The 24,007-nt window shown below is 46.2% G+C and carries 19 protein-coding genes; 13 read left to right on the top strand and 6 right to left on the bottom strand.

Annotated features, from left to right (window positions below):
* Nucleotides 1-13 precede the first annotated feature (13 nt).
* The 5 genes from dapF to F0261_RS00635 all read left to right on the top strand — a co-directional run bounded on the left by dapF (nt 14) and on the right by F0261_RS00635 (nt 4,901).
* Nucleotides 14-844 carry a diaminopimelate epimerase gene (dapF, locus tag F0261_RS00615; RefSeq protein ID WP_014947850.1) on the top strand — a complete coding sequence of 277 codons (831 nt, stop codon included), beginning with the start codon at nt 14-16 and terminating at the stop codon, nt 842-844.
* On the top strand, nt 841-1,536 hold the full coding sequence (locus tag F0261_RS00620; protein ID WP_014947849.1) for a DUF484 family protein: 696 nt from the start codon (nt 841-843) through the stop codon (nt 1,534-1,536). Before dapF ends, F0261_RS00620 begins: the two co-directional genes overlap by 4 nt.
* A gap of 5 nt (nt 1,537-1,541) precedes the next feature.
* The gene (gene xerC, locus F0261_RS00625; protein WP_061439024.1) at nt 1,542-2,462 is read left to right on the top strand and encodes a tyrosine recombinase XerC; all 921 of its coding nucleotides are present in this window, start codon (nt 1,542-1,544) and stop codon (nt 2,460-2,462) included.
* Between the two features lie 20 nt (nt 2,463-2,482).
* The gene (locus F0261_RS00630; protein WP_171336949.1) at nt 2,483-3,223 is read left to right on the top strand and encodes an HAD-IA family hydrolase; all 741 of its coding nucleotides are present in this window, start codon (nt 2,483-2,485) and stop codon (nt 3,221-3,223) included.
* A gap of 169 nt (nt 3,224-3,392) precedes the next feature.
* Nucleotides 3,393-4,901: a diguanylate cyclase gene (locus F0261_RS00635; RefSeq protein WP_014977965.1), complete on the top strand. Its 1,509-nt coding sequence runs from the start codon at nt 3,393-3,395 to the stop codon at nt 4,899-4,901.
* 98 nt (nt 4,902-4,999) lie between these two features.
* On the opposite strand, the gene cysE is transcribed toward F0261_RS00635, so the two are convergent.
* Nucleotides 5,000-5,806: a serine O-acetyltransferase gene (cysE, locus tag F0261_RS00640; RefSeq protein WP_014947845.1), complete on the bottom strand. Its 807-nt coding sequence runs from the start codon at nt 5,804-5,806 to the stop codon at nt 5,000-5,002.
* A gap of 463 nt (nt 5,807-6,269) precedes the next feature.
* Between cysE and uvrD the strand changes: the two genes are divergently transcribed.
* Both uvrD and F0261_RS00650 read left to right on the top strand, forming a co-directional pair.
* Entirely contained in the window at nt 6,270-8,441 is a 2,172-nt protein-coding gene (gene uvrD / locus F0261_RS00645; protein WP_014977964.1) for a DNA helicase II, read from the top strand.
* Between the two features lie 42 nt (nt 8,442-8,483).
* Complete coding sequence (locus tag F0261_RS00650; protein WP_014977963.1) at nt 8,484-9,761, top strand: diguanylate cyclase; 1,278 nt, start codon at nt 8,484-8,486, stop codon at nt 9,759-9,761.
* A 66-nt stretch (nt 9,762-9,827) separates the two neighbouring features.
* On the opposite strand, the gene rarD is transcribed toward F0261_RS00650, so the two are convergent.
* The 3 genes from rarD to F0261_RS00665 form a co-directional block, all read right to left on the bottom strand.
* Nucleotides 9,828-10,742: an EamA family transporter RarD gene (gene rarD / locus F0261_RS00655; RefSeq protein ID WP_171336950.1), complete on the bottom strand. Its 915-nt coding sequence runs from the start codon at nt 10,740-10,742 to the stop codon at nt 9,828-9,830.
* Nucleotides 10,743-10,968: 226 nt separating this feature from the next.
* Nucleotides 10,969-12,306: a magnesium transporter gene (locus F0261_RS00660; protein ID WP_014977961.1), complete on the bottom strand. Its 1,338-nt coding sequence runs from the start codon at nt 12,304-12,306 to the stop codon at nt 10,969-10,971.
* An 86-nt stretch (nt 12,307-12,392) separates the two neighbouring features.
* Entirely contained in the window at nt 12,393-12,905 is a 513-nt protein-coding gene (locus F0261_RS00665; RefSeq protein ID WP_014977960.1) for a thioesterase family protein, read from the bottom strand.
* A 213-nt stretch (nt 12,906-13,118) separates the two neighbouring features.
* On the opposite strand from F0261_RS00665, the gene recQ reads away from it, so the two are divergent.
* The gene (gene recQ, locus F0261_RS00670; protein WP_061439015.1) at nt 13,119-14,960 is read left to right on the top strand and encodes a DNA helicase RecQ; all 1,842 of its coding nucleotides are present in this window, start codon (nt 13,119-13,121) and stop codon (nt 14,958-14,960) included.
* 85 nt (nt 14,961-15,045) lie between these two features.
* Here the strand turns inward: recQ and F0261_RS00675 are convergent, their stop codons facing one another.
* On the bottom strand, nt 15,046-15,714 hold the full coding sequence (locus F0261_RS00675) for a glutathione S-transferase (protein ID WP_014975342.1): 669 nt from the start codon (nt 15,712-15,714) through the stop codon (nt 15,046-15,048).
* A gap of 105 nt (nt 15,715-15,819) precedes the next feature.
* Between F0261_RS00675 and F0261_RS00680 the strand changes: the two genes are divergently transcribed.
* From F0261_RS00680 to F0261_RS00695, 4 genes are all read left to right on the top strand, one after another.
* Complete coding sequence (locus F0261_RS00680; protein ID WP_061439013.1) at nt 15,820-16,137, top strand: hypothetical protein; 318 nt, start codon at nt 15,820-15,822, stop codon at nt 16,135-16,137.
* Nucleotides 16,138-16,225: 88 nt separating this feature from the next.
* Complete coding sequence (locus F0261_RS00685) at nt 16,226-19,072, top strand: EAL domain-containing protein (protein WP_216600658.1); 2,847 nt, start codon at nt 16,226-16,228, stop codon at nt 19,070-19,072.
* 132 nt (nt 19,073-19,204) lie between these two features.
* Nucleotides 19,205-19,819, top strand: a complete 615-nt coding sequence (ribA, locus tag F0261_RS00690; protein ID WP_014947836.1) for a GTP cyclohydrolase II — start codon at nt 19,205-19,207, stop codon at nt 19,817-19,819.
* A gap of 135 nt (nt 19,820-19,954) precedes the next feature.
* A complete protein-coding gene (locus F0261_RS00695) occupies nt 19,955-21,397 on the top strand; it encodes a DUF3300 domain-containing protein (protein WP_171336951.1) in 1,443 nt (480 codons plus the stop codon).
* Nucleotides 21,398-21,478: 81 nt separating this feature from the next.
* Here the strand turns inward: F0261_RS00695 and F0261_RS00700 are convergent, their stop codons facing one another.
* Nucleotides 21,479-22,351: a RimK family alpha-L-glutamate ligase gene (locus F0261_RS00700; RefSeq protein WP_171336952.1), complete on the bottom strand. Its 873-nt coding sequence runs from the start codon at nt 22,349-22,351 to the stop codon at nt 21,479-21,481.
* A gap of 173 nt (nt 22,352-22,524) precedes the next feature.
* Between F0261_RS00700 and F0261_RS00705 the strand changes: the two genes are divergently transcribed.
* Nucleotides 22,525-24,006: a methyl-accepting chemotaxis protein gene (locus tag F0261_RS00705; RefSeq protein ID WP_014977954.1), complete on the top strand. Its 1,482-nt coding sequence runs from the start codon at nt 22,525-22,527 to the stop codon at nt 24,004-24,006.
* Nucleotide 24,007 lies beyond the last annotated feature (1 nt).

Consider the following 24,007-nt stretch of genomic DNA (forward strand, 5'->3'; position numbering starts at 1 on the left):
AGATGCGCGTTTAATGCAGGTTCAATTTTCTAAAATGCACGGTTTGGGTAACGATTTCATGGTTATTGATAACGTTACTCAGAACGTCTTTTTCTCTAAAGAAAAAATTCAGCAACTGGCTAACCGAAACTTCGGCATTGGCTTCGACCAGCTGTTGATGGTGGAACCGCCTTACGATCCTGAGCAAGACTTCCACTATCGTATCTTCAATGCAGATGGTTCGGAAGTAGAACAGTGTGGCAATGGCGCGCGCTGCTTCGCACGTTTTGTTAAGCAAAAAGGTCTCATTAATCGCAACAAAATTGTCGTAAGCACCAAAGCTGGAAAAATGGTGCTGTATCTTGAGAAAGACGGTCAGGTTACTGTGAACATGGGTAAACCTGAATTCGAACCTGCGAATATTCCACTTAAAGCCAATAAGCAAGAAAACACCTACATATTGCGAGTCGGTGAAAGCACGCTATTCATTGGATCGGCATCGATGGGTAACCCACATTGCGTAATGGAAGTCGACGACGTTGATACTGCTAATGTGGCCGAGATTGGTCCGCTTGTTGAAAAGCACGAACGCTTCCCTGAAGGCGTAAACGTTGGCTTTATGCAAATAATCAATGAGTCACACATTAAACTTCGCGTATTTGAACGAGGTTCAGGTGAGACCTTGGCCTGTGGTAGCGGCGCTTGTGCAGCGGTTGCAATTGGCCAGATTCAGGGTAAATTAGGAAAAGATGTGCGGGTAGACTTACCCGGAGGCAGTTTACGTATACGCTGGCCTGGCCCAGATAACGTGTTAAAAATGACAGGGCCTGCTGAGCACGTGTACGACGGACATATAAATCTATGAGCGAATTATCAGGGCAGTCTAACGCTACGCAATTGATTGAGCCATTTAACGACACAACGGAATTGTCGAGTGCCGATGTGCGCGCGTTCTTGTTGCAAAACCCTGAGTTCTTTGCCGAGCACCCCGACCTTCTTGAAAAAATTAAGCTTCCCCACGAGCAGAAAGGCAGTGTTTCACTGGTAGAAATTCAAAGCGATCAGCTTCGAAAGAAAGTTAGGCAGCTTAATTTTAAACTCAATCAGCTGGTGAGCATCGCTAAACAAAACGAAAAAATATATCGCGTTTACACCGATTTAAACGTGCAGCTTCTGCGCTGTGAAAGTGTTGCCGAAGTTCAGTTTACTTTGGAAGATGTGCTTCAAGAGCGTTTACAATTGTCGTCGGCGGTCATTAAGAGCTTTAAAGGTCCGCACGCGATCCCCGAACTACAGCAACGTTTATTTACTGAAAAACGCTTTAAAAATACCAACTTTTTCTTTGGTCGATTATCTCAGCACGAACGCCAGCTTCTTTTCGGAGAAAGCCCTGCGGAGTCTGTAGCGCTAATGCTGCTTGGTGACAACCGTGAACTCGGTATTTTAGGTATAAGCAGCAGTGACGCCAGCCATTTTACCCCAGATATGGACACCTTGTTACTTCAGCAGCTTCAGCAAGTGCTTAATATCATCTTGCCTGAAATGATGGGATATTAGGTGTAGTGTCTACGGACGCATTAATAAGCGAGCCTTGCCAGCAATGGCTAGATAAGTTTCTGCTACATCTACAGGTAGAACGCGGCTTATCAATTCACACTATTAAAAATTATCAGCGCCAGCTCACAGAAGTTGCAAAGCTACTTGGGCTTTACGAGTGGTCGGGGCTGACGCCGAGCGACATAAAGCGGGTAATGGCTGATGCAAAGATGTCAGGGCACAGCCCACGCAGTATAGCATTGCGCCTATCGGCACTTAGAACCTTCTGCCAATATCTTATCGATCATCAGCAACTATTCAGCAACCCTGTAGAAGGTATTCAAGCTCCGAAACAAGGGAAGCCATTGCCTAAGCAACTAAGCGTAGATGAAATGCAGCAGCTTCTTAATGCCTCCCCCAAAAGCAGTGACGACGATGAGGGTATGCAATTACGTGATGTGGCTATGTTTGAGCTACTTTATGGCTGTGGACTGCGCTTGAGCGAACTGACTGGTCTTAATTTGGCCGACTGTTTAAAGGACGGTACGGTGAAGGTCATGGGTAAAGGAAGTAAACAGCGAATACTTCCGTTAGGCCGACACGCACAAAAAGCACTTAACGCGTGGTTAAAGGTACGCTCTGCCTACGCATCACCTTACGAAAGTGCGGTCTTTGTGAGTAAGCGCAAAACCCGCATATCCAATCGACAAGTCGCTAATCGCCTCGATAAAATGGCAAGCGAACAGTCGTTGTCACAAAAAGTAAGCCCTCACAAACTGCGCCATTCCTTTGCTACCCACGTATTAGAATCCAGCGGAGATTTGCGTGCGGTTCAAGAGCTATTAGGTCATGCTAACTTGTCAACGACACAAGTTTATACCCATCTGGATTTTCAGCATCTCGCTAAGGTTTATGACGCGGCTCACCCTCGCGCACACAAGAAATAACGCTACTAGAAGGTTTCCCCATGCAGTTTTTCAGGTCTATCAATAACGTCGAGGCTATGACCTTCGACCTTGATGACACCCTTTACAATAATGAACCTATTATTCGACGCGCAGAGCAAGCCCTTCAAGCGCATATTGCTGAACATCACCACCAGGCAGCTAAGCTAACATCACTTGATTGGCTACAGCTTAAACGTGCGGCTATCGCCAAAGACGCGCGGTTGGCTTCTGATATGGGGCAGCTTCGTCGCGTTGTTTTAAGCGCTGCACTATCTGGCACGCCAGCAAACCAGTTATCAATAGTCCCTACAGAAAATACTGCATTACGTGCTGCTGTAGACAGCTGCTTTAATTGTTTTTATGACGCAAGAAGCGATTTTGCATTAGCCAGTAATGTGCACCAGACCCTCGATAAACTTAGCCAGCATTTACCGCTCGTTGGTATTACTAACGGCAATGTAAACGCGCAAAAAGTAGGATTAGACCGTTACTTCACGGCGATCTTACACGCCAGTGTGAAACGGCCTATGAAGCCTGCTAAAGACATGTTTGATGAAGCGGCCTCACTGATAAAGGTAACGCCGTCGCACATTTTACATGTGGGCGATAATATTATTAAAGACGTGTTCGGTGCCATTAATGCCGGCTATCAGTCGGCTTGGTTTGCATGTAATCGTCCAATGCAGTTGAAATTTGAACCCATTTCAGTGCTTCCACACGTTCAGCTTGATTCATTAGAAGAGCTTATTCAATTTGTCTAGGCGCTATTTATCTCGAAAATACAGACCTTTACTACGCTTTCGTTTTGCGGGATGTGAACCTTTGAGTAAGCCGCATTCTTAAAGGTCTAGAGAGCCGCACTTAGGGCGTATAGATTTTAACGCTCACTCGTTATACACTGAAAACTGAAGTCGTAGTTTTTGTGTCCTCATGGAAAAACCTGCTATCTCGAAGTCAAGGTCGCAACAAGCGTCCAAGGTAGATAAGCCAACCTCGAATGTTCATGAACATGCCGAGACAGGTCGTTCTTTTTGGCCGTTTAAGCCACTGTCTGGCTTGTATCAAGATGTATTTATTATCTTGTCTTGGATTGCCATATGGCAAATTGGACGCATTGTTGAATACACTGAACACGCCAGTGTTTGGTTTCCTGCGGCAGGCTACACCCTCGCATGCTTCTTAGTTTTAGGTTGGCGCGCGGTAGTGTCTATTATGGTGGCCGCCATTGCGATTACCGTCTGGAATGGTCATAACTACTCGCTGCCATTAAGTAACGTAGAAATGATGTGGGGCGGCGTGTTATTCGGCGTTGCACATATGCTCCCTTACTATGCAGGAGCCAGTGTTCTCGGCCATCTATTGAGAAAACCTGACGTCACCATCCCCCAATTAATCGTCTCGTTCTTAATCATCGGCTGTATTTCGTCGTTAGTTGCTACGCAACTAGTCATTGGTTCACTTGTTCTCACTAATCAGATGTCAGCGGCGGATATTAAAGAGGCAATGCTGCCCTTTTGGATAGGGGATATGGCTGGTGTTGTAGTGCTTGCACCTCTTTTTGCTGGCTTGTTAGTAAAGATATGTGCGGCTTCTAAAATAGACCTCTTAGCATTTTCGAACTGCGCTTCATCCGATTTACACAGCTACTTTAAAAAAGTGGCAATCAATTTGGCCCTCATACTATTCGTCATGTTATTGGCAAAACTTACCCAGTCTCGTGACAGTGCATTTGCTATCTTTTTTCTCGCCATTACCCACATGTGGATAGCGTGTACTGAAAGTACAAAGCGCAATGTTATAAGCCTTGCAATAAGCAGCCTATGTATTGTTTTGCTAGTGCATATATTCGCCTTAATGGATTACGTCAAGGTGTATCAGTTTGCACTCAACGTTATTGCAGCCAACGCTTTATTTGGTATAGCCATTCCTCAGTTACAAGCAGACAATGCTCTGCTCAAAGACCGTGTTTTTGTGGATACCTTAACCCAAGCTTATACGCGGGAGTATTTGGCCCAGCGCAGCGCACTTGAAATGGCTCAGAGCCGTGAATCTGGAAGCTCGCTTTATTTCGTTATGTTTGATTTAGATAAGTTTAAACGTATTAATGACGAATTAGGCCATGTAGACGGCGACAACGCATTGCGCCGACTAAGTCAGGTGACGAAGGATATTGTGCGTAAAGCGGATGTTTTTGCCCGTTTCGGCGGCGACGAATTTGTACTGCTTCTGCCTAATATCAGCGAGCAAAACGCCATGAATTTGGTGGAAAAAGTACGTGAAGGAATAAACGCAATCGTTATTTCAGAAGTGTCATTATCATCGAGCTTCGGCGTCACTCTTATGCAGCAAAGCGATACACTCGAGACACTTATTCAGCGCGCCGATCGCGCGCTCTACGCATCAAAAGAAAAAGGCGGCAACACAATAACCCTCAAATAATGGGGTCAGAGTACATTTAATCGCTCAAAAACCCCTGAAGACGAAAATGTACTCTGACCCCATTATTACGAAAGCAGAAATGTACTCTGACCCCAATTTTATACGTGGGAGTTATCTTCTAGTACGTTTTGGCGCATGGATTCACATGGGCTTTGACAAACCGGTCTCCCAACCACTTTAGCTGGAACACCCACCACAGTAACGTGAGCTGGAACACTATTAAGTACAACGCTACCTGCGCCTACTTTTGAGCCTTCACCTATCTCAATATTTCCAAGGATCTTGGCGCCAGCGCCAATTAACACGCCTTGGCGAATTTTAGGGTGACGGTCGCCCGACTCATTACCGGTACCACCTAATGTAACGCTCTGCAAAATAGATACGTTGTCTTCAACCACTGCAGTTTCGCCTACTACAATGCCAGTTGCGTGGTCAAACATGACGCCTTTACCAATACGCGCGGCAGGGTGGATATCTACACCAAAGCTTGCCGAGTTGCGGCTTTGTAAGAATAAAGCAAGCTGATGACGCCCATGAACCCAAAGGTAATGCGCCATGCGGTGTACTTGCACAGCATGAAAACCTTTAAAGTGAAGTAAGGGAGTGAGGTAATCGTTGACCGCCGCATCCCGCGCCTTAATCGCTAGAATGTCAGCAATAGCCGCTTCGCTGATGCCAGGTTCAAGTAAGTAAGCTTCATCGAAAACTTCACGAATGGCGAGCGCAGGCATTACGTCGTCTGCCATTTTGTTCGACAGAATAAAGCTTAGCGACGATTCAAAGTTGTGATGTGCAAGAACACTGGCATGCACATAGCTAGACAGCAAAGGCTCTTTTTCAGCAACAACTTGCGCTTCTTGTTTCAGCGTAGACCAAAAATCGATGGGCGTAGTAAGTGCGGTCATGAGCATGTCCCGTTATATAAAAATGCTGTGTTCTATTAGAAAATTGGGTAAGCAATCTAAACTTGTTCCTTGCTGTGCATATCTATGCTGACAAAAGGGAACGCGTAAAAGTTTACCTGAGTTTGATGTGATGCAATACCGATGTGATACCGACCAAGCGCATAATTCGATCAATTTATCGAATTAATTCGTTATAGCTAATAACCGTATCGTACATGTATACATCGTTAAAGCACTCTGCTCTCTCGCTGCATCTAACTGAGTGCTTCCATTAATTTAATAGAACGTTCAGAGCGCTCGTATCTTTCATTAAATAATACTTAAAATCATGATTGCACACGAACGTATAATGCCGTTGAAGTTTATCTTCACTGGGAAAAACTGGACTGTATAAATTAACAGGCAGGTGGCATAATAGCGCGCTGCTGAATGTATAACACTATCAACTAACAGGTACCACACTATGGATGTATCTCGACTGCTAGACGAGCTAAACGACAAACAGCGTGAAGCAGTAGCAGCCCCACTATCTAACGCCCTAGTTTTGGCTGGCGCGGGCAGTGGTAAAACCCGCGTATTAGTGCATCGCATTGCGTGGTTAATGGAAGTCGAAAACATCGCCCCTTTTTCTATTCTGGCAGTGACCTTTACCAATAAAGCTGCCAAAGAAATGCGCGGCCGAATAGAGTCGTTGATGGGTCGCAGTCTGCACAATATGTGGATTGGTACCTTCCACGGGCTTGCACACCGCCTGTTGCGCGCGCACCATGCAGAAGCCAACTTGCCTGAGAATTTTCAGATAATTGATTCGGATGATCAGTATCGACTTATTCGCCGCATTCTGAAGGCCATGAACCTAGACGAAAAGCATTGGGCACCTCGTCAAATTCAGTGGTACATAAATGGCAACAAAGACGAAGGCTTGCGCCCTCAGCACATTGAAACCCACGGCGATCATATTCAAAAGACCATGCGCGAAGTCTATGCGGCATATCAAGACGCTTGCGACCGTTCAGGCTTGGTAGATTTTGCTGAACTGTTGCTACGCGCACATGAATTATGGGCTAAAAACCCAGAAGTATTAGCCCACTATCAACGTCGTTTCCGTGCAGTGTTGGTTGACGAATTCCAAGATACCAACAATATCCAATATGCATGGCTTCGTATGCTGTGTAGTGGTGGTAATAATAACATTATGATTGTTGGCGACGACGATCAGTCTATTTACGGCTGGCGCGGCGCGAACGTAGATAATATTCAGCACTTTCTGAAAGACTTCAACGAGCCTACTACTATTCGCCTTGAGCAGAATTACCGCTCTACAGGAAACATTCTTAAAGCGGCGAACACGGTTATCGACAACAATACGGGCCGTTTAGGGAAAGAGCTTTGGACGGAAGACGCGCAAGGCGAGCTGATTTCTGTATATGCGGGTTTCAACGAGCTAGATGAAGCGCGCTTTATTGTTTCGAAAATCAAAGATTGGCTTAATCAAGGCAACGCCCTTACTGATACCGCCATTCTTTATCGAAACAACGCCCAGTCTCGAGTACTGGAAGAAGCCTTGCTCCACGAAGGGCTGGCGTATCGCATATACGGCGGTCTGCGCTTCTTCGAACGCCAAGAAATTAAAGACGCCCTTGGCTATATGCGTATGGTGAGCCACCCGCACGACGATGCGGCTTTCGAGCGTGTAGTAAACACCCCAAGTCGCGGTATTGGTGAGAAAACCTTATCGCAAGTGCGCGACACCGCGCGAATGCACAACTGTTCAATGTGGCAGGCGTGTCAGTTGCTCATTAATGAAGGTGGCTTTAAAGGCCGCGCGCTAAACGCTATGCAAAGCTTTGTGTTGCTAATTACTGAGCTAGAGCAATCCACGTTAGATGAGCCCCTTGACCAACAAGCCGATAAAGCTATTCGCCAGTCTGGTCTGTACGCCATGTACCAAGCAGAGCGCGGAGAAAAGGCCCAAGCACGTCTAGAAAACTTAGAAGAATTGGTTACTGCATGTAAAACCTTTATCGTGCCTGAAGAAGCCGAAGAAATGTCGCCTCTGGCAGCCTTTCTAGCTCATGCGTCGCTGGAAGCAGGTGAAACCCAGGCGGATAAAGACCAGGATGCCGTGCAGATGATGACCATTCACACCGCTAAAGGCCTTGAATTTCCACTGGTATTCTTAGCAGGTGTAGAAGAAGGCATGTTCCCTAGCCAAATGACTAACGACGAGCCAGGTCGAATGGAAGAGGAACGCAGACTTTGCTATGTTGGTATGACCAGAGCAATGCAAAAGTTGTATATTACTTATGCAGAAAGTCGTCGACTCTATGGCCAAGATAAGTATCATACTGCTTCTCGATTTATTCGCGAAATGCCAGCAGACTGCGTTGAAGAGGTTAGGCTGAAATCGACTATTTCGCGGCCCGTGCACAACCGCTTTAGCCAAGCGACGTCGCACGCCAGTTTTGAAGAAACGGGCTTTAGTTTAGGTGAGCGAGTTGTACACCGTAAATTTGGCGAAGGGATCGTACTTAACTACGAAGGGAGTGGTGAGCACGGTCGAGTTCAAGTAAACTTCGACGAATTTGGCAGCAAATGGCTGGTACTTGCTTACGCAAAGCTGGAGAAAGCGTAACATTATTAATAGGCAAGGTAGCCTAAACCTAAGTTGAAATGTATGCAGCAACACGTGCTGATCATCGAAAATGGTGAAGGCAACCTTGAACTTATAGCGAAATTAGTACGCCGGGCAGGTCTTACCCCCGTTGGCGCAACGTCGCTGACAGAAGGCAAAGCACGGTTTTCGCAAAATATGCCGGAAACCTTTCTGTGTGCTATTGTTGCATACTCGCTTCCCGATGCACCAAAAGGCGAAGCCATCGACTTTACGGTTGAGTCTTTCATTCCCACCATTGCTACAACAGAGAGTTTAGATAGCGCTATTCGCGATAAAGTCCTAGAACGTGACGTTGTCGATTACATTCCCAAAGAAAATTCGCAGAACTACGACTACCTCAATCGTCTTATTAGCCGATTAGAAAAAAACAAGTCTACTGGTGTCGTCGTGGTAAGCACTAATCGGGTGCTGCGCTCAAAAACCGTTTCATTACTTCAGCGCCATAATTTTATTGCGTTTGAATGTCTAACGGCTACAGACGCTATGCAATGCTTGTCTGAACACAAAAACGTACGTCTTGTTATCACTGACAACACGTTGCCTGATATGACAGGCACGCACTTTGTCGCCAGTTTAAGAAAAGCCTTCTCGAAAGAGCAGCTGGCAATTATGGGCGTTGCTGGAGGCAAAGGCATGTTAATGTCTGCGCACTTTATTAAAAGTGGTGCAAATGACTTCTTGCGAGTGCCCTACTGTCATGAAGAATTCTTGTGTCGCGTGATGCAGAACGTGGAATATATTGAGAGCGTTGAAGAAATTCGCCGTGTAGCCAACACCGACTATTTAACAGGTTTGCCTAACAGGCGCCACTTCTTCTACATGGTTACTGTGCAACATCAAAACCTGTCTGAGGATCACGCTCTCGCCCTTATTGACCTAGACTTTTTCAAATCGATAAACGATACCCATGGCCATGACGCCGGTGACATTGTGCTAAAAGCCATGGCGGCCCTTATTGAGTTTTATTTTCCAGACGAAATTATCTCCCGCTTTGGTGGCGAAGAGTTTTGTATATACATGCCGTCAACACCACTGAAAGAAGCCTGTGAGCGTTTAGACGACTTCAGAAAAGTGGTGGAAGCGGAAATTATTCAGCTGCCTAAAAGCGACATTAAAGTGACCTGCAGTATTGGGGTAAGTGGCGCCCACACTCAGCGCGTAGATAAGCTACTAAGCCTTGCCGACAAGCAGCTTTACGCCGCTAAAAATAGTGGGCGTAACCAAGTGAAGTGCGAACCACCAGATGTTCCCCAGCAAGAGCAAGCTTCACTGCTTTAGCTTTTCACTCAATCAACCGCCGCTTAGCTGTCCGACGTTTAAATAAAGACTTGTGCGCAAAAGCCCCTACTCCACCGCTAGCTTTCGCGCTTTACGCTGACTGCGGTAATTAACTAGCGAGTCGGCACTAAACAAGATAAGCGCAAACCACACAAAGCCGAAGGTCACCAAGCGCGACTCTTCAAGCGGTTCGCCGTACAGGTAAACCGCCAGAATGAACATAAGCGTTGGGCCAATGTACTGAAAAAAGCCCAGCGTTGAATACATAATGCGCCTTGCTGCAGCGGTAAAACAAAGTAGTGGCGCGGTAGTTACAATGCCAGCCGCTAAAATAAGGGTATTTAGCGTGGCATCGTTATTAAATAAGTTACTGTACTCAGAGCCAAAGAAGACCCAGTAAATAATAGCGAATGGCGAGAGCATTAAGGTTTCAATGAATAGGCCGGGTAGCGAGTCTACCGCCACTTGCTTGCGCAATAAGCCATACACGCTAAGACTTCCCGCAAGTACCAGGGCAATCCACGGCACGTGGCCGTAAGAGAAAATAAGAATAGCCACGCCTATAACGGCAAGCCCAACGGCTACACGCTGTAAGTTACGCAACCTTTCACCTAAGAAAAGTCGCCCTAAAAATACGTTGATAAGAGGGTTGATGTAATAGCCAAGGCTTGCATCAAGAATATGGTCGTTATTAATTGCCCAAATAAACAAGAGCCAATTCGCCCCGAGTAACAAGCCAGCAACGAATAAAATCTGCATGACGCGCTTATTGCGAAGGGCGGCGCCCACTTTGGGCCACTGCTTTAGCGCGGCAATAAGCCCAACCAAAAGCACCACAGACCAAATTACCCTGTGCATCAGGATTTCAGCAGCCGGCAAAACCATCAACTGTTTGAAATAAACAGGTGCAACACCCCACATACTATATGCGGCAATTGCACAAATAACGCCGACTTGAGCGGCACTGGCTTGCTTAGACAAGACTGACTCCAACGAAATTCGGGGGAAGAAGGCGCGTATTGTTTATCAGGTTAGGTGAATACACAACCCTTAACGCGTTCCAATGCGGCAAAGGACGTGTAACAAGCGGCATAATTAATGAAACGTAATTAACAAAAAAAAAAGCCCCACTAAATGTGCTCATTCAATGGGGCTTAAGATGCGTTCGTCATGCAAAAACAGGACAAGGTTTATCGCGGGAATGGTGCTACAGCAGAAACAGTGTGCCCAAACCTAAGAATGCTACAAAGCCTACTATGTCGGTTACGGTAGTCAAAATGACCGACCCCGACAGTGCAGGGTCTATTTTCAGCTTGTCTAATATTACAGGCACAAACACGCCTGCGAGTGCGGCGGCTACAATGTTGAACAGTATGGCCAAACAAATAACCAACCCTAACATGGCATCGGTAAACCAGAAATAAGCAACAACGCCAATTACCAAGGCCCAAATCACGCCATTAACGCCGCCTACTTTAAGCTCTTTCACCATCAGCGCCCGTAAGTTGGCAGGCGTGACCTGCCCCAACGCCAAGCCGCGTACAATCAGGGTTAGCGTTTGACTACCTGCAATACCTCCCATACTTGCCACTACCGGCATCAATACCGCAAGGGCAACCACTTGTTGAAGGGTGCCTTCGAACAATCCAATAAACCACGAGGCTAAAAATGCGGTAAGCAAGTTAATGCCAAGCCAAAGGGCACGATTTTTCGCACTTTTCGCCACAGGCGAGAATAAATCTTCATCCTCATCCATACCGGCCGAAGCCATCACTTGGCGTTCGTAAAACTCGTTGACCAACTCACTTGCAGAGGTCACATCTAATCGGCCGAGAAGCTTGTTGTTTTCGTCAACTACTGGCAGCGACGCAAGCCCAGAACGTTGAACAAGTAGCGACGCATTCATAGTGTCGTCAGCCCCTTGAATGGTCGTCACACTTTCTTCCGACAAGTCGAATAGCGACACGTGATCTTGCGCATTGAAGAGGTGGCTAATTTTAACCAGCGCGGAAAATTGACCTGAGCGGTTCACCAAAAAAATGCTGTCACAATGCTGAGGTATGTCACGTCTTAGCAAGCGCAATCCTTCTCGCACTTTCGCGTTCGAAGGTAGCACTAACTGCTCGTGGTTAACCCAGTGCCCTATTTGGTTATCGGGGAATTGTGTCGCTTCTCTGAAGTACTTACGCTCTTTAGAATCAAGTGATTCATAGGCCATATCGACAAGCCGTTTTGGCAATGAATCGAGTAGCTCCAGTAAGTCTTCTGCGTCAATATCAGCAAAAATAGACGCCCATTCATCGTGCGGCGTATTGTCGATAAGAATTTCACGGGGGTCGCTACGCATCTCAACCAATACGTCGAGCTTACGGTCGCGAGGAATGCCTTCCCATACCGCCAAACGTTTTTCTACGGGCAACGATTCTAACAGTGATGCGATGTATACCTCGTCTTGCCCCGCAAGGGTTGCTAACAAGGTCGCCGGATCGTCACCCATACTTTCGGTAACAATCTCTTCAATTAAATCTGGTAATGGCTCTGCCACGCTACACCTCCCGTTAATACCGCTCACTTCCTTTACACAACTTAACAACAGGCATTGTGGGATGATGCAAACCTATTAAGACACTGCTATCCCAGCATATATGTACCCGTGCCAAAGGCTATATGATCGCCTTTTTCATTGTGCAATTCCATTCTACAAACCACTAATTTACTGCCCTTGCGTATAATCATGGCTGTCGCAACAAAGCGCTCGCCTCTTCCCGGCCTTAAGTAGTCAACGCGCATATCGACCGTGCCCATGGTGGGCAATCTAACTTGAAGGTCCGCAAGGTGTTCACGTGCGGTTTGTTTGATGGTTTCTACAATTGAAACTAAACCACCGATGGTGTCTAGCATAGTCGCTGTTACACCGCCGTGTAGGATTTTTTGCATTGGATTGCCGGTTAGCGCTGGTTGCCAATCAAGGTGCAGGGAGATCTGTGTATCCAGCCCCTCTCCTTCGGTAACAAATTCCAAGCCCAGCAACTGGTTAAACGGCATAGTATCACGAAAAAGCGCAATTACATGTTTAATCATTAGTTCATGGTTTAGTGTTTCGCTGCCCTTAGCTTCGTCTTTATTAGTCGTTTTATTATCCACTCGCTTTCCTTGATGAATTGATATTTGTAATGTGCTTATAAGCAACATTACTACCGAACGTAAGTTTGACGGAAATTCATCCAACCAATGATGTTGAATCAAAATAAATTATAAGAGCTGCTGCCCCTCTGATCAGGACTATCGCTGAATTTTAGTCTAGTTTTTTAAATTGCCCCGTGAAGACGTCGCCAAAAACGCGTAAAATCCAGCGCCATGACAACTGCAATAGCTCCATCAGAATTAGCGCCAGAAACGCAACGTGTAAAAACACCAGAAACCGTCTTAAAAGATGTATTTGGTTACGATGCTTTTCGCGACGGTCAAGGCGAAGTCATTCACCAAGTATGTGAAGGTAAAGACGCACTTGTTTTGCTTCCAACAGGTGGTGGCAAGTCGCTGTGCTATCAAATTCCTGCGTTAGTGCGCCAAGGCACCGCTATTGTTGTGTCCCCGCTTATATCGCTTATGCAGGATCAAGTAGAACAGCTTAAAGCGCTGGGCGTAAAAGCTGCCTATCTTAATTCAACGCTAGAAGCAGACGAACAAGCACGCATAAATGACGCACTTCAAGCAGGAAAGCTCGACTTGCTCTATGTCTCGCCTGAGCGTTTAATGCAGTACTATTTTCAGCAGTCGCTTGCGCACGCCGACATTGCCTTATTTGCCATTGATGAAGCGCACTGCGTTTCCCATTGGGGGCACGATTTCAGGCAGGATTATCGCGCTCTGGGGCAAATAAAATCTCGCTTCCCCTCTATTCCTGTTATTGGACTCACAGCGACTGCAGATTCGGCCACCCAAGCAGACATACTGACGCAGCTAAACCTTAACGACCCGCTGGTTTATAAAGGCAGCTTCGACAGACCCAATATTCGCTACCGCGTAATGAGCAAGTACAAAGCCTTTGATCAAGTTGTTGCTTACGTAAAACAGCAAGAAGGTAGCGGCATTATTTACTGTAACAGTCGCGCGAAAGTCGACGACCTGCACGCTAAATTATTCAGACAAGGCTTTCGCTGTGCGGCCTATCACGCGGGTATGGATAACGACGAGCGAGAGCTGGTACAGCGCCAGTTTCTTAACGACAAAATTGATATTGTGGTGGCCACCGTTGCCTTTGGCATGGGTATCAACAAATCGAACGTGCGTTATGTGGTTCACCACGACGTTCCGCGCAGTGTTGAAAGCTATTATCAAGAGACCGGCCGAGCGGGGCGAGACGGCTTGGAGTCAGAAGCTTTATTGTTGTTTGATGAAAAAGATGCAGCCCGCGTAAAACAGTGGATAGAGCAAGGGGAAATAGCCGAGCGCAACCAAATAGAGTTACAAAAATTTGCGGCTATGGAAGCTTTTTCAGAAGCGCAAACCTGTCGTAGACAAGTACTCCTGAACTACTTTTCGCAGTTCAGTGACAGCGCCTGTGGTAACTGCGACATTTGCTTAGACCCACCTAAGATGATAGACGGTTTGGTGATTGCACAGAAAGTACTGTCGTGTGTACTTCGGCTCTCACAGCAAGCCTCTAGCCAGTATGTCATTGATGTTTTGCGAGGCAAGCAGCTTAGGCGCCTTCAGGAAGCAGGTCACCACCAGCTTTCCACGTACGGCATAGGTAAAGATAAGTCGGATAGCTACTGGCACAACATTATCAACCAGCTTGTTCATAAAGGCCTTATACGCGTTGATATTACCGCTCATGCCGCGTTGCGCTTAACCGAGGCCGCTCGGCCTGTGCTAAAAGGTGAAGTAGCGGTTCAGCTTGCCGTTCCGCGACTTGAATTTAAGCCCGACAAGAAAAAAGCAAAACAAGCGCCGGTCAATTACGATAGAACGTTGTTCACCCGTCTTAAGCACTTACGCAAAGTGTTGGCCGAAGAAAATGAAGTGCCGCCGTATGTGGTATTTAGCGACGCCACTTTGGTGGATATGGCGTGTAAGCTCCCTACTACGCGCAACACTCTATTAGATGTAAGTGGAGTGGGCCAAACCAAACTCGAACGCTATGGTGAGGCTTTTATCCAGCTTATTGATGATTACATAAATCGAGAGCACTGAGGGCTTGCAGGCCAACTAGATTCTGTTTTCCAGCTGGCCGCAGGGTTTGCACAAAGTAAAGGTGTACGCCTTGCAGACGGACACACTAGGCGTAAGCGTATTCTCCCCCTTTCTCAAGCGCAGCTTTGTAGGCTTCTCTGGCATGAACCCGTTTTACGTAACCTTGTATGGCAGTAAAGTCTTTCGCACGCCCGCTGGCTACCAACGACTCTAACGGAAATATCATTTGAACATCAGCGCCACTAGGCGCGTCACCCGCAAACCAAGTATTTTTCGATAAGTAAGATTCCACATAGCGTAAGCTCTGCGCTAAATTAGGGCCATAATAGGCATTTAAAATACCGTCTATCAGTTTGTTAGTAATTGGCTTAATAAAGAAAGGCTTCGAACCTTTTTGACGTGCTTTCTCCAGCACTAAGTTTGCCACTAGTGGTGGCATTAGCGAACCTTCAGCGAAATGCAGCCAAAACCAATACTGTTGAAGTGCCTCTGGGTCTTGAGGTACAGAAAATGCGTCTGTGGCGTGGTGGCGAACAAGGTATTCCACAATAGCACCAGACTCGGCAATAGCACCGTGCGGCGTAGTAAGCACCGGAGAGCGTCCCAGTGGATGAACAGCGCGCAATGAATCCGGCGCTAGGTTTGTTTTACTGTCTCGTTGATAGAATTCTATTTTGTACTCTACGCCTAGCTCTTCAAGAAGCCACAAAATTCGCTGCGAGCGAGAGTTATTTAAATGGTGAAGTGTTAGCATACCCCGTCCTTAATACGCTTAGATTAACGCTATTGTTTTTGTGTTGTACTATATACACTTTATAAAGCAAGCAGGTTTACAATAACCAGCGAATTGGTAAGTTCTATGCAAAATCTCACCAAAGAAGACATTCAACAGCACGCCGTGTTTAACGAACAAAGCGTAGAAATCCGCGTTGCATTACCTTTAACGCCTCTTAAAACTCAGCAGTGGGCAGAGCAGTTTTGTGAAATTTTTCACTTTTCACTTTCCGACGCAGATTGGGGAGCCGATCGCTTTCAGGCGCTTGTTACCACTCAATCCAGCAATACAAATTTTCAATGCATACTTTGCATTGAGTGGCTTTGCGAGGCGATTTGGCTGGAACCGGTAGGCACTCAACAATCACCGAATGCGATCTACCAGTATCTTCAAAACACGTAAGTATTACCACACCTTTTTCTTTCTGTTTGGCTTTTAGGACAGACTAGTATTATTCTATAGAAAACACATAATTAGCGCTTCAAGGATCATGCTAGTGCCAATCTCCCAGCTAACAAAGTACGTTGCAGCTTTGCTCATTAGTTGGGTGGTTCTAAGTATAAACGCCTTTGCCAGCCCGCGGCTTGTTATCGATGAGTCTTTCGAAAGGGAAATCATCAACCATTATGCACGGGTATCAATTGCACCTAATAGCGCAACCTATTTTGATGTATTGACGGGAAGTTCCACAAAAACACCTACAGCAACGGCTTCTTCAACAGAACGTGTGTGGTATTCAACAGAGCTTGTCCACTCTGGCTATAGTGCCATTCCCTTAGTGCTTAATATCGACCGTCTAAACGTTGATGATTTGCAGATTTATCTTCTAGACAGCAGCCAGCGAATTATAAAATCGTACCGTTATCAAGCCGGTAAAGGTGACTATTCGTTAAGACAACCGCTTCCAAATATCAGGCTTGCTTTCACCCTTCAACCATACCAAGACGCTCGGTTACTAATCGCAGTGAAAGACGAAGGGCTAAAGTACTTTCCAATGTCACTATGGGAGCGAGACCTGCTTGCTCAACACGACACTAATATGCTGACTTTGCTTGGTGCTGTGTCGGGTGTGATGGCACTCATTGCTTTCTATTTTCTTTTTTCCTACTTATATCAGCGCATTCCTACCCGCTTCTGGCTAACCATGTCGTCATTGGTGCTTATTGCGTTGCTGTTCATTACAGAGGGTGGCCTCGCGTTTTGGCCTAGCCTGACCAACGCCAGCGAGCATTTTTACGCCGTATGCTTCGGCGTATTACTACTGTGTATTGGAAAAGTGACTCATCACCTGTTCTCTCGTGTGCCTTTCGTTTTAAGACTGCTTAATTATGTCCTACCTATTGCTGCTACCATTTACTGTTTTACCGTAAATGCTTATATGGTCACAATCACGCTGCTTATACTCACAGCGGCTATGGGTTTGTATCACGTTACCCTTGCTCTTATCTTTAAAGACAAAGGCAGTAGTGTTGTCAGCACCACTTATATTCTGGCCTGGCTATCTTTCTTTGCGTTTTACGCTTTGGTGACCCAAAACCTTTTCAGCGACCTTATTTATACTGTCGATGTCGCGATGGGAATGCTGTTTTTCTTAACCTTGGGTTTCCTGTGTTTTGGATTTGCGGTCATCACAAAAGAGCAGGTACTCAATCAACATAAGCTCTCCTCTCAAGCTGAAATAATTTCTAGCCTAAATCACTTTTATGACTTGTTCCGAAACTCCGCTGAAGGACACTACACATCAACCTGGGACGGTAAGCTAATTTCAGTTAACCCTGCAATGTGCACGGTGTTTGGGTATGAGAATGAGGAAGAAATGCTTAGCGAGGGGGCAAGCACAAAAGCCTTTTACGCATCACCAGAAGACAGACATGTATTGTTAGGTGAGATATCACAGCAAGGCCACGTCACCAGAAAAGAGATACGGGGAAAACGTCGGGACGGCACAGAGTTCTGGTTTTCATTGTCTTGCCAGATCCGCGAGAACGATGAAGGAACTTACCTGTACGGCTCAATTATTGATATCACGGAAAAAAAGCAATCCGATTTAAGCCTTCAGTATTTGGCCACTCACGACTCACTAACCGGCGTATACAACAGGCGGCAATTTGAATCTGTCTTCAAGGAAAAAGTACATAACCACAGCGCGTTACCTGTGTGCCTACTCTTTTTAGATTTAGACCGATTTAAAGTTGTTAACGACACCTGCGGTCACAAAGCGGGAGATGTACTCATAAAAGACGTCGCCCGCCTGATTGAAAATACGCTGCTACCCAACGCGCAGCTAGCAAGACTCGGGGGTGATGAGTTTGGCGTTATCTATTCAGATTTAGATGCTGATGCGGTTTATCTCAATGCAGTGAAAATACTCAATGCAGTACAGGCCTATCGGTTCATGTGGGATAACCGCATATTCAATCTGGGCGTAAGTATTGGCATGGTCGTATGCGATGATAGTAACGTTAGCTCAGGGCAGTATTTAAGTATGGCTGACGCCGCCTGTTATTTTGCCAAAGAGCAAGGCAGAAATCAGGTGCATAAATATAATAAAGATGATGAGAGCATGCAGCGCTATCAGCGTGAGTTGGACTGGGTCTCTTCTATAAACAACGCCTTGGAAGAAGGGCGCTTTGAACTTTATTACCAGTCTTTAAGACCTTTGAGCAAAGCCAGCGATGGTCACTATTATGAAGTGCTATTGCGCCTAAGAGAAAAAGACGGAAAAATTGTTGAGCCCGCTAATTTTTTACCCACGGCCGAGCGCTTTGAAATGAATGTAAATGTCGACAAATGGGTAGTCACAAATACGTTCAAATGGCTGTCTGAAAACCCTGAACATCTCGCTGAGTTAAGGCGATGCAGTATAAACCTCAACTGCCATTCATTAGCAGACAGAGATTTTACGTTATTCATTTTAAACGCTTTCGAAACCTTTAATATTCCTTACAACAAGATCTGTTTCGAGGTGATCGAGTCGGTAGCGATTATAAAAATGGAGGACACCCTTGCCTTTATGCGTACCTTTAATCGCCTTGGGTGCTCATTTGCTCTAGACGACTTCGGTAGCGGCTTCTCTTCGTACAGTTATCTTAAAAGCTTGCCGGTTAATCAGGTAAAGATTGACGGTATGTTTATCAAGGATATGCTGAACGACAGTGTAGACACGGCTATGGTTGCGTCAATCAATGATGTAGCGAAAGCCATGGGTATGCAAACCGTCGGGGAATTCGTTGAAAATGAAGGCACCATGGCACAACTTGGCAAAATGGGCGTTGATTTTGCCCAAGGCTATAGCGTTGCAAAGCCTGCCCCGCTGCGAGAGTTTACCCCACTTTAATAACTGCACTTAATATACGTCTTACGAAAAAAGTGATAGCACTAGCGTCAACTCGCGTATAATAAAATGGTAGACTTGCAAAAAAAGAAGTCATCCCCACTTATTGCCTACTGTCCAAAGTGTAGAAGTAACATGAGTAGCAAACAGCCTAAATACGAATATGTCAGTACCGCAAAATTACCCACTCGCATGGGTGATTTTAAAATACACGGCTTTGTTGAAGCCAGCGGCCAAGAGCACGTTGCCCTTTCTTATGGAGAGTGGAAAGAAGACGACGTAGTGCCAATTCGTATCCATTCAGAATGCTTAACAGGCGATTCTTTATTTAGCACTCGCTGTGACTGTGGCTTTCAATTAGAAAAAGCCATGCAAAATATCGTCGATAATGGTCACGGTGTGCTTTTATACCTTCGCCAAGAAGGTCGCGGTATTGGTCTTTTAAATAAAATTCGCGCCTACAACCTTCAAGATAGTGGCATGGACACGGTAGAAGCTAACGAACATCTTGGATTTGACGCCGATTTAAGAAGTTACGATATCTGCAAGCTGATGCTAGATACGCTGAATGTGAAGCATGTTGAGCTTATGACAAACAACCCGAAAAAGTTGGCAGCACTAAAAGCGCTTGGTATAGACGTGGTTGCACGTAAGCCTATTGACCACGGTATCACCAAAGACAACAAGCATTACTTAAAGACGAAAACAGAAAAGCTTGGGCACGCTTTCGACCCCCACGTTTTCAAATAGACGAGTTATTTAAAAACGCCCACACCAATGTGGGCGTTTTCTATTCAGCTTGGGTTAATCATAGACTGGTTATAACGTATACAGACTTACCATTTAGCGCGCGAAAAGCCGTTGCTCATGCGCTAAGGAGAATGTATGAAAAACATAACCTTATCTGTGATTGTCGCACTGTCTAGTGTTTCAGCGCTACCTGCCATCGCCCAGTCGAACGCCAACCTTGCACATGTTTCTGCGTCAACGCAGCAATATTCTGACGCTGAATTAGACAGTGTACTTGCGCCCATTGCGCTTTATCCTGATACCCTACTTACTCACATACTGATTGCGGCTACCTACCCGCTTGATGTAGTTGCAGCCGACCGCTGGCGCCAAAGCAACAAGCATTTAACCCCGGAACAGGTCGAAAATGTGCTGGCGAGTGTTAACTGGGATCCCAGCGTAAAAGCACTTGCTCCGTTCACCGACTTACTCAGCACCATGGCGAATGATCTTCAGTGGTTACAGCAACTTGGTGATAACGTATTAATTGATCAAAGCCGTGTGCTAGACCGCGTGCAGGTGCTTCGACAACACGCCCTCAACACTGGCAATCTGGTGACCAATGACTACATTGAAGTTGAACGGGAACGTGAGCCTACTCGCGAAATAATTTACATTGAACCCCGTCAGCGGGAAGTGGTGTATGTGCCTTATTACGACCCTCATGTCGTGTACGGTCACTGGTGGCACACAACTTCACCAGTTCGCTGGCGTCATCACGTAAGCTATCATCATCATAGCAATGTCTATTGGTCTCCAAGCATCCATCTTTCTACGTTCTTTTTCTTTGGTAGCGTGCACTGGCATAACCGCCATGTGGTTATTCACCGCGAGCCTGTACGCCGGTATTATCACGGTAGCCCAAGAAAACGCGTGATAAGCCGAGACTATCGTCGTTGGGAACACAACACGGTGCATCGTCGTGCGCGTTACTCTACTCGAGTAGTTCACAATGCGCCTTCGCGATATGAACATGCGGGTGTGACGCGGGCAAAGCACTTGTCTAATAAACACGTTAGCACGGTAAACACATCGAAACGCCACAATGACAAAAATACCGTAAGACCCATTGCGCGCACGGAAAATACCAAGGCAGTAAGACGCACTATTGAGCCAAAACAGGTAACGCCACTTAGAGAAAGTCGTTTTCAGAACAAACAAGACTCGGTAAGCCGCAAACAATCCATTGAGCACGCGCTAAAACGCAATCAAGCGGCGAGCAGAAGCGAGAAGCCGACTAGGGACCGGACGCTAAGCCAGTTAAAGCGGGACAAACCCGCTCGGATATCAACGCCGTCAGAGTCGAAGCGATATGCTAATAGAGAAAACACGCTAAAGCGCCCAGCTAAACAAAACATAAATCGAGAGCGATTTGAAAGAACGAGTCCGCAAAACAAGCCGGTGGCTCGAGAGAGCAGTAAGCCAAGACGAATTGAGCGGGCGAGTACTTCTTCAGTAAGCCGTGCTCAAGTTAAGAATTATGAATCAAGCAGAAACAGGACGATAAAGCAGGGACGAACTGAGAAGACGCTGCGTTAGCACTAAATTAAAAAGTTAGTTTCCTATCAGTAAGCCAGCAAACCTATAATTTGCTGGCTTCACTTTTCATTTATTCAACGCTTAGGCCCTATTCAAATGAAAGCTTATCAATGCGTCGACAAAGCGCAGGGGAGACTGTTCATCTAAATTGAAGTAAAGAGAGGGCTCAATAAGTTCAAGTTCCATTATCGCCCAGCCACTGCCCTGCCTGACTAAATCAACCCGTGCATAAAGTGCTTCGCAAGGCATTGCTGACAATGCTTTCTGGGCAATATCTAGTTGTTCTTCATCTACGGCAACGGGATGTAAGCTCCCCCCGTGTTCTTCTTGTACGCGAAAATCGCCTTTCTGCGGCACCTTTTTAATGGCATGGCTGTACTTCCCGCCAAAATAGAAAAGCGAGTACTCCCCTTCTTCAACCACGCTATTTAAGAAAGGTTGAATCATGAAATCACGTTGATTAAACGTATCAGAAAGCGCCTGTTGCTGTTCATGCCAATTTGAGACCGAGAGCTTAAACGTATCATCAGCATTAGCGCTAAGCGTAGGTTTAATCACCACAGTGTCGCAATTGAAATGGGAAAAGGCCTCATCAATAACACTGTTATTAAATGCATTACTCCACCGTGTACTTACAATAGGCACGCCCTTGTCCTGTAGGTCTTTTAAGTAGTGCTTTTCAATATTCCACTGCATAAGAGGCAATGGATTGAGCAAGGTTGCTCTCGACGCATCAATTTGAGTCAAACAAGCCAGAAAGGCCTCTGGATGCTGCTGATAATCCCATGTACTGCGCACAATCACGTAGTCAAACCTATCCCAGTTTTCTGACTGACTATGCCAAGATATGGTTTCTACAGACCAACCGTTATCATTGAAAAACGGGATCAAAAGCTCGTCGTACACAAAGAAGTCTTCAAGGTGGTCAGTAGAAAGAAAGGCGATGGCAGGCATGATTGTGTCCTTTAGCTTATTTAGGCATTCGAAGATTAAACTTTTTTAATAACAGTAACTTCTATACAAAAGTTAAATGGCGTAAAAACCGTGACTTACGTAAACTGTAGCGAAGTTAGCACACCCCTCATTTTTAACCTACACTTAATCCCAAATACTTGTCGGAGATTGGCATGCAGTACCCTTGGCTCCTAGAAGGTCACAAGATTTTTCGCGTTGTAATTGTTATTCAACTGCTAATTGCGATTGGCATCGGTTTTTATACTGGCGAGATTCTTCCTGCTTTTGTTCTTGGTATTCCAATTGCTGCCGTACCACTTGTCCTTAGTTTGCAAAACCCCTATTCAGCGATAAGTCGCCATGCGATGGCTATCGGTGTTCAACTGCTAACAGCCCTCCACATCCACCAGTCATTCGGGTTAATTGAAGTCCACTTTGAAATCTTTGTTCTTCTGGCATTTCTTTCCTACTTTAGAGACTGGAAAGTGGTTGCAACAGGCACCGCAGTCGTTGCTGTCCATCATATTTCGTTCTTCTTTTTACAAGCGGGCGGCGCGCCGTTATTTATTTTTGAAGAAGGTCACGTAACCTTTCCTATCTTGCTGATGCATGCCGTGTTCGCGCTTTCTGAGGGCGGTGTTTTGATGTACATGGCTAAACAAAGTCATCAAGAAGGTGCCGGTGCGGCTGAACTGCGCCTAGCTATTGAGACCATGCAAAAGGGTGACGGTAGACTCGATTTATCTATTGAGCTTAACCGAGGCCACAAGATCGTGAGACCTTTCGCAGAGCTCATCGACCAAGTAAAAGCATTAATTGAGCTTGCTTCAAATTTAACAGACGAAGTTGTTAGAGGCTGTGACAAGATGGAGCTGGCGGCAAACAACATGTTTGAAATCAGCAGAAACACTGACCAAGAGATTGCCATGGTATCGGCATCGTCAGAAGAAATCGCACAAACGATGCAGCTGTCTACCGAACAAACAACCCTTGCCAGCGACAAAGCCTCTGCGGCACAAAGTTCTTCGCAGACTACGCGCGACTCTATTTCCAACACAAGCCGCACCATAGATTCGCTGCGCAACACATTAAATGCGGCAGCGCAGACAAACTCGGCGCTTAACGAGCAGTGCGCGCATATTTCTGACGCAATGCGCTCTATCACTGCCGTTGCCGAGCAAACTAACTTGCTTGCGTTGAACGCAGCAATCGAGTCAGCCCGCGCAGGGGAACACGGCAGAGGTTTTGCCGTTGTTGCCGATGAAGTACGTACTTTGGCTATTCGCTCAAAAGAAAGTGCAGACCAAATCACAAGTATTACTGAGCAGCTAGTTGCCCAAACCGCCAGTTCAGTCGAACAAATGCAAACCTGCATTCAGCTGGTTGATGAAGCCGTTGTATCGAGCGATAACGCCACTTCAGCCATGACCCAGATCATGCAGCAAATTCGCGAAGCGAGCGAAAGCATGACCGAAATAGCGACATCAGCGGTGGAGCAAGAAACCGCATCGTCTTCTATAGCGCAAAGTACGGCGCGATTAAGCGAATTCACTTCTGAGGAACTGGCTACCGCTGAATCGCTAGCAGGCGAAGTTGAGGTGTTGTCACAAATCTCTCAACGCATGCGCAGTGCTATCGAGCGATTTAAGCTTTAAC

The organism is Alteromonas sp. 07-89-2 (assembly GCF_013113925.1).
GTDB classification, from domain to species: Bacteria; Pseudomonadota; Gammaproteobacteria; order Enterobacterales; family Alteromonadaceae; genus Alteromonas; species Alteromonas macleodii.